The organism is Methylobacter sp. BBA5.1, assembly GCF_000746145.1.
Classification (GTDB): Bacteria; Pseudomonadota; Gammaproteobacteria; order Methylococcales; family Methylomonadaceae; genus Methylobacter; species Methylobacter marinus.
The window spans coordinates 1-14,073 of sequence record NZ_KN050817.1; the positions used below are offsets into that span (position 1 = coordinate 1).

The window sequence follows — 14,073 nt, forward strand, 5'->3', positions numbered from 1 at the left end:
TGCCCCAGCTTAGTCAGTTCTCTCCCCCAATGATGGGCTCCGCCGCAAGCTTCTATGCCAATCAGACTCGCCGGGTAATTGGCGAAAAAAGCCAGCAATTCTGCTCGCTTGAGCTTTTTCCTGATCGCTTTGCCCTCGGCGTTCAGGCTATAGCAGTGAAAGATGTTCTTTGCGATGTCCAGGCCAACTACATTATCATTCATTTCGGGCTCCTCTTTGCTCCGTTGTTTATTGTTGGGTGCATTATGACACCGTGGGAGTGAAGAGGAGTCCATATCATCATCCTATGTCTCTGACGAGTAAAATTTGCGGAGTATTACCCTCAAGGGCACAAGTATCCATAGGGCATAAATGAATTCGCACCTACAATTTAACCATCATAATTAAATTGACTGACTACCAGACAGCTTGTCCTTAGTTTGTCGGTAGCTGTTAAACCATAAGCTTGACTGGTTGAAGTAGTCGATTTGATGACTGCTTTCTTCGCAGATTTCGGCAAGCCACCGGTATTGCCGCGAGATGGCCAGGGCAATGCACGAAGACGGCCGGGATGCGTATTGGATTTTTAAATGTTTGATTGCGCTGATTAACAACCCGTAGCTTTGATTATCTGTCATATCGATTACTCCCGATCGCGCCGGTTTGGCGTAGTGTTGATTTTTGATTTGGCCAGCGACAAAAATATTTTCCAGACGATCCGCTTTGACCCGAAATCCAAACACCTAAAATCCGTTGCATGGATTTGTCCTCTTTCAACAAGGGACGCCAGTACGTCCGGTGCTATCGCCAGGTTTACAAATGGAGAAGGGCGGAACATGGAAAATAATTTTTTCATATAAAAGCCAAATCATTTAAGTTTCTTCAAATGATAATCGTTCTCATTTATATGTAAAGTGTTTTTTTGCCGTTTTTTTCTTACTGATATTACGCACCGGCAGGGTTGAGTTGGCTTGTGCTCATGAGTATTTGGACCCGGAACGTCCGGCGGGCTTCCAGTGCGAGCGCAGTGTTTCGGGTCGAATACCCTAAAGGGCACAAGTAAATTCGACCCTACGAGGATATAGGTTCGCAGTGCTGCCTGTGGCTGAAACGTTAAGGCCGCTTTGCATTGCGATTCACAGGAAGCTATTGCCCGAATGAAGGCGCCGCCGGGTTGTTTCCCAGGCAATTTCCCATCGATGCGATCGTGAACTGGCAGTCGTCAATCGGGAACTGCTTCCAGGTTCTGGCGCGCCGCCTCGTTTCCGCTAGCCTTGGAGTCGGTAACTAAACTTTTAAAAGCGCGTAATATTTTATTGCGCCATTTTGCTGCTTAGGAACTCATCCATATCCGCGTTATGCACACGATAATAGATTTCTTCCACCGGCAACGTCAGATTGATTGATTCAAACGTGATTTCATCGCCAAGAAAGTAATGTCTCGGCAGCCAGGCTTCACGCCTTCGTATTATCTGAATATCGGCATAATCCTGCTCGATTAACACATACTCTTGCAAACTGGGTATGTTGATATAAGACAGCAATTTAACGGTTTCGTCGGTTTTGCGCGTTGCCTTCGATAAAACCTCGACAATGATTATTGGGGATTCCGTGTAGTAAGGCTGGGACTCATCGAAATGACAATCGACGCTCACATCGGGATAAAAGAAATTTGAACCGACCTTAACCTTCATGTCCGAACCAAAAGGTTCACAAGCTGAGCCGTCTAAATGATTACCGAATTTTCTGTAAATATTACCGGCAATTCGCTCATGGTTAGCACTTGCTCCAGCCATGGCATAAACATGGCCATTGATGAGCTCATGCTTTACGTCGCTGATTAACTCGCCTTGTAAATAGTCTTGTTCGCTCACCAAATCTGGATTGTTCGGTTTTAACATGGATTGTTTTTCCTGATTGCAACGCAATCATTAACGAATGAAACGAATTATATTGACTCAACCAAGCATTCATCTTATCAAACAATAAACTACAAATGCGCTCGGCTCTTCTGTCAACAAATGCCTTATCCCAGGCTAAACCATTATTTCCTCTAATGGACGGCGCCATTTGAACGGTTGAGCCTTTTGATTCAGCCAACTGGCCGATGTCGGCGTAAAGCAAAGCCTCCACGCGGCCATCCTGCTTTTTCAAGCAGTCATCATTTTTTTTGCGAGTGCAGTCATGATCCAGAATCACGCGCACCTCCTTATCATCAGGCCTATCCTGCGGCACTTGATTCATAAAGCGCTGAAAAATCTTACCGCATTTTCGTCTGCGTGGTTTGCGGCAGGCCGGCTATAGCTCCAGGTTACAACGTCAATACCAAGGCCTGGTTTTCCTAATTTTGTTAAAAATTAGTCATTAATTTCCAAGTCATTTAAACCAATGATCCCCTTAAGTCGCGCAAAAGTACGCATATCTTCCGTTGCCGGCATGGGCTGATAATCCGGGTTATTCGCGATCAATTCATAATTGCCTGGCCCCAATTTTCTAACGTATCTCAATAAATACTGATCATCCCCTGACCCATCCTGTCTTTCTATTGCGACAATCTGGTTGCTAATGCTGCCTGCATGGTCGGACGTAATCGTTTCGAGCAATAGATAATCGCCATCCCTGATCGGATTCTTGCCACCATCCATGGAGTTGCCTGTCGCGTGGGCAATGAAATGCCTTTCCGCATCCAATCGGCCATAATGCTCCGGCAACGCTAGCTTGCGAACATTCTCCTCATCGTGCTGACTGGTTTTAAAATAGCCACAAGCAATTTTCAAATCCGGGAAATAAGGAATGCTCTGCTTTCTGGTTTTTTTGATACTGATTACGTCAGCTTTAGGCTTGCTCTGAACTGGTGGCTTTTTCTGGAGCCTTTCTTCGTATTGCATGTAGCGATAGTCGATCAATTCCCCAACGAAGGCCAGGAAGATGTCGATTTCGTTTTCCGGAATAGTACTTTGAAAAATGAATCGATTATCTTCGACTTTAAAGTAAGCTTGACTGGCATCCGTCATATTACCGCCCGTCCAAGCCTTGATGGGATTGGTTTTCCAATAACTATGCCAGCGCTTGACGTCCTTACCTTCTAACTGATTGATCGCTCCAAAATCGTCAGGCAAATCCACAAGCAATGCTCGACGACGCTGAATAATACTGTAACTTCGTATGGCCAAATCCTTGGTATCGATCGCCTTCTGAAAGCCGTCAAGTTCCAGGAGCGCTTCCAAAAGAACGATTTTGTATGATTTATTTAGAATGGTTATTTCAATCTCTTTGAAGAAATCTTCAAAATGATGCAAGCATTGGTTTTCCGTTGCTGAAATGTCCTGCTCGGAAGCGATAAAACTCAACCATTGTTCATGATGCTGTCGGATTGTCCGGATATCACCGCCGGCTTTATAAAACTCGGCCAATGAAGGCCGGCGTTCTTTAGACACTTTTAACGATCGATAAAGCTCTTCCTGGGAGTCGATGTTTGTAGCGATCAATTTTGCCAGGAAATCGATGGCTTGAAGATCATAGTTCACAAAACAGCCCTCAGGCAGTTCCAGGGTTTGAGATTGGGCTCGTTTTATAAACTCGCTACGATCATGCTTTGAAACGCCAATTTTGAACAATGCCTCCGGCTTGCGAAAAAAACTCAGGTGATTACCGATAAAATCCAGTACCACTAGTTTTTCTTTCAGGGAATGCCTCCGTAACCCGCGCCCCAATTGCTGCAAAAAAATAATTTTCGATTCAGTCGGCCTTAACATTAAAACCGTATCGATCAATGGTAAATCAACTCCTTCATTGAACAGATCGACGGAAAAAATAATATCGATTTCGGCACGCTCTAATTTTGACAGGGCCTCGTTACGACGAATGGCGGAATCACTGTGCACCGAAACCGCTTTGTAGCCCTGATTCTGAAAATAATCGGCCATGTAATCGGCGTGTTTTCTGGAAATACAAAACGCCAATGTCCGGCTTTGCTTTAATTCTTTCCAGCGTTTTAACGCATGTTTGGCACGCGCCGCGGTCGCCAGTTTATTCTGCAACTGCTCGGGATCAAACTTGCCGTTGCGCCAGGGTATGCTTTGATAATCGACCTCCTGATCGGCAATCCCATAATAATAAAAAGGAGACAAAAGAGCCGAATTGATGCCGTCAAACATATCGCGGCGATAAACCAGATTGTCATCACAACGCGCCAAAATATCCGCCTGATCCGTGCGTTCCGGCGTCGCCGTCAAGCCCAATAAAAAACGCGGATTAAAATGAATCAGTAATTGCCGATATATGGGTGCGGATGCATGATGAAATTCGTCTACGACAATGTAATCAAAATGATCTGCGGAGAATTTTTTTAGGTGATGTGCTTTACCCAAGGTTTGGACCGAGGCAAACAGCATATCCGCGCTCAATTGATGTTCCAGTCCGGTATATCGCGCAACTTTGTCTTCAGGACGGATGCGAACAAAAGTCTGTTCGGCCTGTGCCAGGATTTCTTCCCTATGAGCGACGAACAATACTTTTTCACTTTGCAACTGCACGCTGTCGAAGGCGGCCAGCCAGGTTTTCCCCAACCCCGTCGCCATTACGACCAAGCCCCGCTTATAACCATCATCGCGGGACTGCCTGAGCGCTTTCAGTGCTTCCTTTTGAATGGCATTGGGTTCGGGCGGGAGTAACGGCTCTTCTCGCTCCAATTCCGGAAAAAGAATGACTGGCTGATTTTTAATCTTTTCTTGATAGGCTTCTATCCAGTCATTGGATAGGCGTTTGCTACTTTGATGGGTGAAAATTTGTTCAAATTTGCAGCAAATTTCATCAAATCTGACCGGGTTTTCCTCAAGCGCTACTCGAAGGTTCCATTCCAAGCCGTGCTTTAATGCGGAGCTTGAAATGTTACTTGAACCGACATAGGCGTGACCGCCTGTTTTTCCGGGCCCGTCAGAAAAAGTGAAGATATACGCTTTCATATGGAAGCTTTGCCCTTCACGTGCTTCGAAAACCCGAACATCCGCGCCGGATTCTTGCAACAGCAATAAATAGCGCAATGCCATCGGCTCGGTAACGTTTAGGTAATCGCCAGTCAAAATGCGCATCTCGACGCCGCGTTCAAGCGCTTCTTTTAGGGCATTATGAATTAAATGCAACCCGCTTTGCCGTATGAAAGACACCGTGATATCGATTCTTTTCGCTGAATTGATATCATCGGTCAATTTTGGCAGAAAAGGATCGTCGCCGCCCGTGACCAAATGTTGGTTAATGCCAGTCGCCATTATCAGCCTGATTTTTTTGCGACTAGATTCAACCAGGACTGGAAGCCGCCTCTTAAGGGTTTTAATTCGGTGTACATTTCGACAACATGCAAATCTGAATGCGCGGCCAGCAACTCAGTCAAATCATCTTCCGTGTAATCATTGAAAAAACGACCTTTTTCATCGACGCGTTCACCTTTTCCATACTTAAACGACATGTACACAATACCGTTAGCTTTTAACGCTTTGGATATTCTGTGCATAACGGAGTCCATTTCAGATTTTGGGCAATGCAGCAGGCTGGCGCAGGCCCAAATGCCGTCAAAGGTCTCTGAATAATCAAGTTCTTGAAAAGGCAGGACTTCAACCTTTTTCCCAATTAATTCACCGGCGCGTTTTGCAATTTCTTGAGACGCATCAACAGGCGTCACTGAATAACCCTGGCCGATAAAAAAACGACTATCACGGCCTGAGCCACAACCTAAATCTAAAATATGTCCCCCTTTTGGGACAAGATTTAAAAATAGATTCCGAATGTGTGAAATATCTAAACCAGCAGTTTCCGCAATATATTGTTCGGCGTAGGCATTATAAAAAGCTATTGTTTGAGCGTGCCGTTTTCCTTCGTTCAAATTTGTTCCTCCAACAGAATATGCAGCATTATGCGAAGATAACCAGATTGGGTGAAAAGTCATCCGGTAGGATCGTTTGTTTCTGATGATTGTAATGCCAATCAATCATCGATGCCGCGCTAGAGCGTTTATTTACTAGCCGGAAACATTACCTTCAGGCATTCGTCGCCATGAAAAACAAGTCATTCAGTGGCAGACACGGCGCCAGAGGTTTTCATAAACCCGGTAGGGTACGCAGTGCGTACCTTTTGGGATGGCATTCACCGGAACCGCTTGAAAAGGTACGAGACTGTGAAAGTATTCGTTTTTTGAAATTTTCACCACAATATGTTGTGCATTTGATATTTGTATATAACAGCATATAGACATTGAGGAGAAAAATGCTGAATACTTTCACAGTCTGGTACGCGATGCGTACCCTACTGTATTTTTTCAGGCAGTCCTGTCAATACTCAATTTTCACAATAACCGTTGCTTTCAAGTAACGGCTGAATGTTCTAGTTTCTACCGAACAATCCAAGATAAATGTCTTACTTTTTATTCACTCATTAGAGTTCGATAAAATTCAATTACTTACATTGAATTTGAACAAGGATTTGCCCGCGCCAAATTGTACCGTAGCTCAACTAGAATATCCTGTCTTTAAACACAAGCCCAGTTCAGCGGGGGAGGCTCATCGGCTTTGGCGGCACAGATGCACGATCCCCGGGGCATGGACCGAATCCGGCACCAGGTGGGCGACTTGTTGTGTCAGCGGGTTTATGGCTTGGCTTGCGGCCATGAGGATCTGAGCGATCATGACGTACTCAGAAACGATTTGGCCTAGATGGGGACGTCAGCATATTACTGCGTAGTGTGAAGGGCTAGGAACCCAATGATCGCGGCAAATTGGATTAAAATACTCATGAGTAACATCAGATTTTAATTTTGCCATAAAAAGTCCGGTCAGCTTTTAATCAGCATGACCGGACTTAATAAGTTTTCAACTTTAATGTTTTAGCTTCAAGCTTTGATGTAAAAGTTCGGGTCTATATTGACTTGTTTTCAAACTTTATTACTCTCCCACACCAAGCGGCCTGATTTAATAAAACCTATTCCACAGTCACCGATTTCGCCAGGTTTCTGGGTTGGTCGACATCGGTGCCTTTTAAGACGGCGACATGGTAGGCCAGAAGCTGCAGCGGTATGGCGTAGACGATGGGCGCCGTTTCATTTTCGACTTGCGGCACTTTTACAATCTGTACATTTTCGCTGCTTTCCGAGGCCAGTGTTTCATCCATGAAAACAATCAGCTGGCCTCCGCGGGCGCTGACTTCCTGCATGTTGGATTTCAGCTTTTCCAGCAGGCTGTTGTTCGGCGCTACGGTAATGACCGGCATTTCCGCGTCTATCAGTGCCAGGGGTCCGTGTTTCAGTTCGCCGGCCGGATAGGCCTCGGCATGGATGTAGGAAATTTCCTTGAGTTTTAACGAACCTTCCATGGCTATCGGATAATGCGTGCCCCGGCCGAGGAAAAGCGCATGCTGTTTTTCAGCGAATTGTTCCGACAATTGTTTGATTTCATCATTCAATCGCAGTGCCTGTTCGATTTTCTCCGGCAGGTTAAATAATTCCGAGGTTATTTTTTGCTCCATTTGCTCGGTCAGCTGGAAGCGTCTGCCGACGGCAATGACCAGCAGCATCAGTGTTGCCAGTTGCGTTGTGAAAGCCTTGGTCGATGCCACGCCGATTTCAGGGCCGGCGCGTGTCATTAGCACCAGGTCGGACTCTCTGATCAGCGAGCTTTCCGGCACATTGCAAATGGCCAGTGAATATTTGGCGCCCAGTTTTTTCGCTTCCTGCAAGGCGGCCAGCGTATCGGCCGTTTCGCCGGATTGCGAGATGGTGACGATGAGGGTGTCTTCCGATAGTACCGGATTTCTGTAGCGAAATTCGCTGGCGACTTCGATATTGCAAGGCACGCGGGCCAGTTTTTCAAACCAGTAGCGTGCCACTAGCCCTGCATGGTAACTGGTTCCGCAGGCCAGGATCTGCACGGATTTTATCTTGTCGAAAATCTCCGCGGCATTGTGCCCGATGGAACTCTCCTGCAAGCGATTGTTTATGAACCGGCCTTCCAGAGTTTCCGAGATGGCCCAAGGCTGTTCATAAATCTCCTTGAGCATGTAATGGCGGTATTCGCCTTTGTCGACGGCGTCGATTTTTACCTGGCTGGTTTTGATGGGGCGATTGACGATCGCGTCATTGGCATCGTAAATGACGACGTCGTCTATGGTTATCGCCGCGATGTCGCCGTCTTCAAGGAAAATGAACCGTTGCGTGACCGGCAACAAGGCCGCGACATCCGAGGCGATGAAATATTCGCCAATGCCGACGCCGATTACCAGGGGGCTGCCTTTTCTGCAGGCGATCAGCGTATCGGGATACTCGACGCTCATGATGCCCAAGGCGTAAGCGCCTTCGAATTTTTTCACGGTTTTCTGCACGGCGGTTAGCAGAGAGTTCGAGGTTTCCATGGCATGGTAAATTTCATGCACGATGACTTCGGTATCGGTTTCCGATGTGAACTTGTAGCCGTTCTCTTTCTGAATCCCGCGTAATTGCTCATGGTTTTCGATAATGCCGTTATGAACCACGGCCACTTTATTTCTGCAGATATGCGGGTGCGCGTTAGCCGTACTGGGCTTGCCATGAGTCGCCCATCGGGTATGGGCGATGCCGATAGTGCCGCTGATGGGATCGGCCTGCAGCAAGTCTTCCAGGCCTTTCACCTTGCCCAGTTCCCGCTTGCGGTATATTTCCCGTCCGTTTATGACCGCCATTCCTGCCGAATCGTAACCGCGATATTCCAATCGCTTCAGTCCCTCCAATAAGATGGGGACTACATTTCGCTGCGCTATACCACCTACAATTCCACACATATTATTTTTCCTCGACAGTTGTTCCTGACATTGTTCTCGGCAACTGCTCCTTGCGTTGCTCTACCTCCTTCATCCCTGAAGTCGTAACTCCTGCGTCCTTGCACTCTTGTTTAATGGGGCGTTGCCATCCGTCTACAGTTGTTTGTCTTGCCCTGCTCAAGGTCAGTTGATTATCAGGGCTGTCTTTAGTGATCGTGGAGCCGGCGCCGATGGTCGCGTTTTTGCCGATCGTTACCGGGGCGATCAATTGGGTATCGGAGCCGATAAAAGCGCCATCGCCAATGACCGTTCTGAATTTATTCACGCCGTCATAATTGCAGGTAATGGTTCCGGCGCCGATATTGACCTTGCTGCCGACGGTCGTATCGCCGATATAGCTTAAATGGTTGATTTTACTGCCCGTGGCTACCGATGATTTTTTGATTTCCACGAAATTACCAATGTGTACATCCTCGGCCAGGACGCTTTCCGGCCTCAATCTGGCGTAGGGACCGATTCGGCTGCCATTGCCTATGACGGCGTTTTCGATAATGCATAAATCAAGAATCTCTACATTATCGCCAATGGTAGAGTTTTTGATATGCGTATTAGCACCTATTTTGACATTGCTGCCGATGCTGTTTTTGCCTTCCAGAATGACGTTGATGTCAATTTCGATATCCTGGCCCAGCCTTTCGATCTCTCCGCGCAGGTCGAAGCGCGCCGGGTCTCTTAAGGTGACGCCTTGCTCCATGAGCTTGGCCGCTTGCTGCTGTTGATAGACCCGCTCCAGATGGCTGAGCTGCATGCGGTTATTGACGCCCAGCACTTCATCGGCTGTTTCCGGCTGGCTCGTGACAATCGTCACGCCGTCGGCGACGGCCATTTCAATGACGTCCGTCAAATAATATTCGCCCTGCGCATTGCTGTTGTTTAACTGGCTCAGCCATGTTTTCAGCTTATCGCCGGGTATCGCCATGATGCCGGTATTAACTTCTTTAATGAGTTTTTCCTGATCGTTGGCGTCTTTTTCCTCGACAATCCTGGTAACCTGGCCATCCGCATTTCTGACGATCCTGCCGTAACCGGCCGGGTTTTCAAGATTGACGGTCAGCAAGGCCAGCGAGCGCTCATTGACATTGGAGATCAGTTGCTTCACCGATGACAGTTTCAGCAGCGGCACATCGCCGTAGAGTATCAGCACGTTATCGGTGTCTGAAATATGATCCGCCACCTGCTGCACGGCGTGGCCCGTGCCCAACTGTTGTTTTTGCTCTATCCAGACCGCGTCCAGATCGCTCAGTGTATCTCTTACCAGTTCCGCGCCATGGCCATAAACAATTTTGATACTGTTGTTTTCCAGTTGCCGGCTCATGTCGTAAACATGTTTCAGCAAAGGTTTGTCGGCAATCTCATGCAGTATTTTGGGCCGCTCTGAACGCATGCGCGTCCCTTTGCCGGCCGCCAGAATGATGGTTTTAATGTTCATGTTTTTTTCTTGGCTGATGTTACGCATAGGTTGAGTGAGGAGTGCTCTGATAAATTATCACAAGCGCGACAGTTGTTGAAATCTTGTCATTAGTATTTAGTCGGCCTTGTTCTGACGAGTAAAATTTGCAGCGTATTCATGGCGTGCGAATAGTGCGAATACCCCCTGAAAGGCACAAGTACCCATAGGGCATAAATAAATTCGTACCTACAATTTAACCGTCATAATTAAATTGAATGTACTGCTAGTAAGTTCAAGAACATTTATTTATTAGCCGGAAACATTAATTTCAGGCATGTGCGCCATGAAAGACAAGTCATTCGCTGACCGGCAGGGCGCCCGGGGTTTTCATAAACCCGGTAGGGTACGCATTTATGCCCTTTGGGTACTGCGTGCCTTTTGGGATGGCATTCACTGGAACAGCTGGAAAAGGTACGCGATGCGTACCCTACTGTATTTTTCCTCGTTCCCGCGCTCTCGCGTACCCTGAAGGGCATTAATTCCTCGCTCCCTGGTTCCCATGCTCCTGCGTGGGAACCCATACCGGTGCTCAGTTCAGCTGCGGTCTGCATTCCCACGCGGGAGCGTGGGAATGAGGAAACGCATACCGGGCCATACGACGTGCCGCTCTCAAAGCTCGGTATCGGTTCCCAAAGAGGAGCGTGGGAACCGGGGAAAGGTACGCGATGCGTACCCTACTGTATTTTTCAGGCATATTCGATGACCATACTCAATTTCACAGCAGCCGTTGCTTTCAAGTGACGGCCCGTATGTAACAACCGCCCTGTAAATCAATCAACCGGACAATTGCCGCGCTACAGGGTGCTTCTGTCTGTTCCAGGTCCGCAGACTTTTATCCGGTGCGTTATCCAAGCCAGTCCAATGTTTTTTATTGCATCGCAGCTTGAAGCGATCGCGCCTGAGCTGTCGTTTGCGGCATTATAATCGCAATTTTTTTTTGGAATAAAAAAAAACCCGATAACGTGAACACGTTAACGGGTTTTTACAGGCTTTAAGCCCATATATTCTTATCCGCCGCGCTTTCTCAGCCTGTCCAATGTCCTCAATTGCATCATAGCTTCAAGCAATTGGGCCTGGGCTGTCGCATAATCAATCTTGCTGGACTTGTCCGCCAGAGCTTCTTCGGCTCTATGCTTAGCTTCCAGGGCGGCTGCTTCATCAATATCTTTCGCTCTAATAGCCGTATCAGCCAGGATGGTGACCACATGAGGCTGCACTTCCAGAATGCCGCCTGATACATAGAACGGATAACTTTCCTTATCGTTCACTTTCACCCGCACTTCGCCGGGATTCAGTCTTGATATGAATGGAGCATGACGTGGGGAAATACCTACTTCGCCAAGTTCAGCCGGAGCAAATACCATTTCCGCTAATCCGGAAAATATCTCCTGTTCTGCACTTACGATGTCTACATGTATGGTCATGGTCATTATCGGTTATACCTGTTTCAATCTTCTCCCGGCGGTTAAACCGGGAGGGAAGATACATCTAAAAGTATGGCGGCTTACTTCATGCCTTTTGCTTTCTCAAGCGCTTCGTCAATGGTGCCGACCATGTAGAAGGCTTGTTCAGGGATATTGTCGTATTCACCATCAATGATGCCTTTGAAGCCGGCGATTGTATCTTTCAGTGAAACATACTTGCCTGGTGAACCGGTAAATACCTCGGCGACGAAGAAAGGCTGGGACAGGAAACGCTGCATTTTACGCGCTCTTGCCACGATCAGCTTGTCTTCTTCCGACAACTCGTCCATACCCAAAATCGCGATAATATCTCTCAATTCCTTATAGCGTTGCAGGGTACCTTGAACTTTACGCGCCACTTCATAGTGCTCTTGTCCGATGACTAAAGGATCGAGCTGACGGCTGGTTGAGTCCAGAGGATCGATCGCAGGATAAATACCCAGCTCGGCGATTTGACGGGACAATACGACGGTCGCGTCCAAGTGAGCGAAGGTGGTGGCAGGCGATGGGTCGGTCAAGTCGTCCGCAGGTACGTAAACGGCCTGGATAGACGTAATGGAACCGGTTTTAGTTGAAGTGATACGCTCCTGCAACACGCCCATTTCTTCCGCCAATGTCGGCTGATAACCTACCGCGGAAGGCATACGGCCCAGCAATGCCGATACTTCGGTACCCGCCAGGGTATAACGGTAAATGTTGTCGACGAAGAACAGCACGTCGCGGCCTTCATCACGGAAGAACTCCGCCATGGTCAAACCGGTCAATGCCACGCGCAGTCTGTTGCCGGGCGGCTCGTTCATCTGACCGTATACCAGCGATACTTTGTCGATAACGTTTGAATCGGTCATTTCGTGATAGAAGTCGTTACCTTCACGAGTACGCTCACCAACGCCGGCGAATACGGAATAGCCGCTGTGCTCGATCGCGATGTTACGGATCAGTTCCATCATGTTAACGGTCTTGCCCACGCCGGCGCCGCCGAACAATCCGACTTTACCGCCTTTGGTGAAGGGGCAGACCAGGTCGATAACCTTGATGCCGGTTTCCAGCAGTTCGTTGGCGGCCGCTTGTTCGTCGTAGGACGGTGCTTCGCGGTGAATGCCCCATTTTTGTTTTTCGCCGATAGGGCCTTTTTCATCGATAGGCTCGCCCAGGACGTTCATAATACGACCCAGGGTTTCCTGCCCGACCGGTACAGAAATAGGCGCGTTAGTATTGCTAACGGTCAAGCCTCTGCTTAAGCCATCGGTACTACCCATGGCAATTGATCTGACTACGCCGTCACCTAATTGCTGCTGAACTTCCAGTACCAGGCCTTTGCCTTCTACGTTTAATGCATCATATACTTTGGGCAGTGCTTCACGTGGAAATTCCACGTCAACAACCGCGCCAATAATCTGAACGATTTTACCCGAACTCATTGAGTTGTCCTCTTTTAATTTGTGTCGATTTTGCTTGGGCTTAAAGGTTTAAACAGCTGCGGCACCGGCAACGATTTCTGAAATTTCCTGCGTGATAGCGGCCTGTCTGGCTTTGTTGTAGACCAACTGCAACTCACCGATCAGATTTCCGGCGTTATCCGAAGCGCTCTTCATGGCGACCATTCTGGCTGCCTGTTCACAGGCATTGTTTTCAACCAGGCCTTGGTAGACGATCGATTCGATATAACGGGTCAACAGATGATCCAGAACTTCCTTGGCATCGGGCTCGTAGATATAATCCCAATGGCCGCCCAGGCCTTCTTCGATCTCTTCCGCGACGACAGGAAGCAGCTTTTCAATAACAGGCCTTTGAGTCATGGTATTCACGAATTCATTGTTTATTACATACAATTCGTCAATAGTGCCTTGCTCATAAGCATCCAACATGATTTTAATGATGCCGACGATATCCTCAAGGTGCGGAGTGTCACCCAGTTTGGATACCTGACCTACCATATTCGTTTTCAGATTACTGAAAAAACCGGTGGCCTTTGTACCGATGGTACAAACGTCTACATCGATATTGGCTTTGTCCCATTGTGCTAGTTGCGTCAGCGTTTTTCTGAACAAATTCGCATTCAGACCGCCGCACAGTCCCCTGTCGGAGCTTATAACAATGATCCCGACCCGTTTAACCTCACGCTTAACGAGAAAAGAGTGTTTATACTCCGGATTGGCATGGGCCAGATGTTTGATGATCTGGCCGATTTTTTTGGAGTATGGACGTGTTGCCTGCATTCTGTCTTTTGTTTTACGCATTTTACTCGCGGCAACCATCTCCATTGCCCGAGTGATCTTTTGAGTATTTTTGATACTCCCGATCTTTGTGCGTATTTCTTTACCAACAGCCATTTGAAGACCC

At 47.7% G+C, this 14,073-nt stretch carries 12 protein-coding genes and 1 pseudogene; 1 reads left to right on the plus strand and 12 read right to left on the minus strand.

Features of this window, described 5'->3' with window-relative positions; genetic code table 11:
* The 7 genes and pseudogenes from EK22_RS22695 to EK22_RS24550 all read right to left on the minus strand — a co-directional run.
* Positions 1-203, minus strand: a pseudogene (locus tag EK22_RS22695) (IS110 family transposase); the annotation flags it as partial.
* Between the two features lie 180 nt (positions 204-383).
* Entirely contained in the window at positions 384-617 is a 234-nt protein-coding gene (locus tag EK22_RS24540; RefSeq protein WP_084254104.1) for a hypothetical protein, read from the minus strand.
* Positions 618-622: 5 nt separating this feature from the next.
* Positions 623-835 (minus strand): hypothetical protein, encoded by a 213-nt coding sequence (locus tag EK22_RS24010; protein ID WP_081918031.1) that lies wholly within the window; start codon positions 833-835, stop codon positions 623-625.
* A gap of 457 nt (positions 836-1,292) precedes the next feature.
* On the minus strand, positions 1,293-1,880 hold the full coding sequence (locus EK22_RS22705) for a Uma2 family endonuclease (protein WP_036254719.1): 588 nt from the start codon (positions 1,878-1,880) through the stop codon (positions 1,293-1,295).
* Entirely contained in the window at positions 1,801-2,223 is a 423-nt protein-coding gene (locus EK22_RS24545; RefSeq protein WP_152565204.1) for a hypothetical protein, read from the minus strand. Before EK22_RS24545 ends, EK22_RS22705 begins: the two co-directional genes overlap by 80 nt.
* 113 nt (positions 2,224-2,336) lie before the next feature.
* On the minus strand, positions 2,337-5,246 hold the full coding sequence (locus EK22_RS22710) for a DEAD/DEAH box helicase family protein (protein ID WP_036254720.1): 2,910 nt from the start codon (positions 5,244-5,246) through the stop codon (positions 2,337-2,339).
* A 2-nt stretch (positions 5,247-5,248) separates the two neighbouring features.
* Positions 5,249-5,857, minus strand: a complete 609-nt coding sequence (locus tag EK22_RS24550) for a class I SAM-dependent methyltransferase (protein ID WP_036254721.1) — start codon at positions 5,855-5,857, stop codon at positions 5,249-5,251.
* Between the two features lie 694 nt (positions 5,858-6,551).
* On the opposite strand from EK22_RS24550, the gene EK22_RS24015 reads away from it, so the two are divergent.
* A complete protein-coding gene (locus tag EK22_RS24015) occupies positions 6,552-6,683 on the plus strand; it encodes a transposase (RefSeq protein ID WP_081918032.1) in 132 nt (43 codons plus the stop codon).
* A 265-nt stretch (positions 6,684-6,948) separates the two neighbouring features.
* Here EK22_RS24015 and glmS read toward each other — a convergent pair whose 3' ends face one another.
* The 5 genes from glmS to atpG all read right to left on the minus strand — a co-directional run bounded on the left by glmS (position 6,949) and on the right by atpG (position 14,063).
* Entirely contained in the window at positions 6,949-8,778 is a 1,830-nt protein-coding gene (gene glmS / locus EK22_RS22720) for a glutamine--fructose-6-phosphate transaminase (isomerizing) (RefSeq protein ID WP_036254722.1), read from the minus strand.
* Position 8,779: 1 nt separating this feature from the next.
* The gene (gene glmU, locus EK22_RS22725) at positions 8,780-10,246 is read right to left on the minus strand and encodes a bifunctional UDP-N-acetylglucosamine diphosphorylase/glucosamine-1-phosphate N-acetyltransferase GlmU (protein ID WP_036254780.1); all 1,467 of its coding nucleotides are present in this window, start codon (positions 10,244-10,246) and stop codon (positions 8,780-8,782) included.
* Between the two features lie 1,028 nt (positions 10,247-11,274).
* A complete protein-coding gene (locus EK22_RS22730; RefSeq protein WP_020158722.1) occupies positions 11,275-11,697 on the minus strand; it encodes a F0F1 ATP synthase subunit epsilon in 423 nt (140 codons plus the stop codon).
* A gap of 74 nt (positions 11,698-11,771) precedes the next feature.
* Positions 11,772-13,151: a F0F1 ATP synthase subunit beta gene (atpD, locus tag EK22_RS22735; RefSeq protein ID WP_036254725.1), complete on the minus strand. Its 1,380-nt coding sequence runs from the start codon at positions 13,149-13,151 to the stop codon at positions 11,772-11,774.
* A gap of 48 nt (positions 13,152-13,199) precedes the next feature.
* Positions 13,200-14,063, minus strand: coding sequence for a F0F1 ATP synthase subunit gamma (atpG, locus tag EK22_RS22740; protein ID WP_036254726.1), 864 nt, complete (start codon positions 14,061-14,063; stop codon positions 13,200-13,202).
* Positions 14,064-14,073 lie beyond the last annotated feature (10 nt).

Excerpts from the sequence above, each read along its gene's own strand:
- EK22_RS22730 (WP_020158722.1), bottom strand. The coding sequence starts at position 11,697 with ATGACCATGACCATACATGTAGACATCGTAAGTGCAGAACAGGAGATA.
- EK22_RS24010 (WP_081918031.1), bottom strand. The coding sequence starts at position 835 with ATGAAAAAATTATTTTCCATGTTCCGCCCTTCTCCATTTGTAAACCTG.
- EK22_RS24545 (WP_152565204.1), bottom strand. The coding sequence starts at position 2,223 with ATGAATCAAGTGCCGCAGGATAGGCCTGATGATAAGGAGGTGCGCGTG.
- atpD (WP_036254725.1), bottom strand. The coding sequence starts at position 13,151 with ATGAGTTCGGGTAAAATCGTTCAGATTATTGGCGCGGTTGTTGACGTG.
- EK22_RS22705 (WP_036254719.1), bottom strand. The coding sequence starts at position 1,880 with ATGTTAAAACCGAACAATCCAGATTTGGTGAGCGAACAAGACTATTTA.
- EK22_RS24540 (WP_084254104.1), bottom strand. The coding sequence starts at position 617 with ATGACAGATAATCAAAGCTACGGGTTGTTAATCAGCGCAATCAAACAT.
- glmU (WP_036254780.1), bottom strand. The coding sequence starts at position 10,246 with ATGAACATTAAAACCATCATTCTGGCGGCCGGCAAAGGGACGCGCATG.
- atpG (WP_036254726.1), bottom strand. The coding sequence starts at position 14,063 with ATGGCTGTTGGTAAAGAAATACGCACAAAGATCGGGAGTATCAAAAAT.
- glmS (WP_036254722.1), bottom strand. The coding sequence starts at position 8,778 with ATGTGTGGAATTGTAGGTGGTATAGCGCAGCGAAATGTAGTCCCCATC.
- EK22_RS22710 (WP_036254720.1), bottom strand. The coding sequence starts at position 5,246 with ATGGCGACTGGCATTAACCAACATTTGGTCACGGGCGGCGACGATCCT.
- EK22_RS24015 (WP_081918032.1), top strand. The coding sequence starts at position 6,552 with ATGCACGATCCCCGGGGCATGGACCGAATCCGGCACCAGGTGGGCGAC.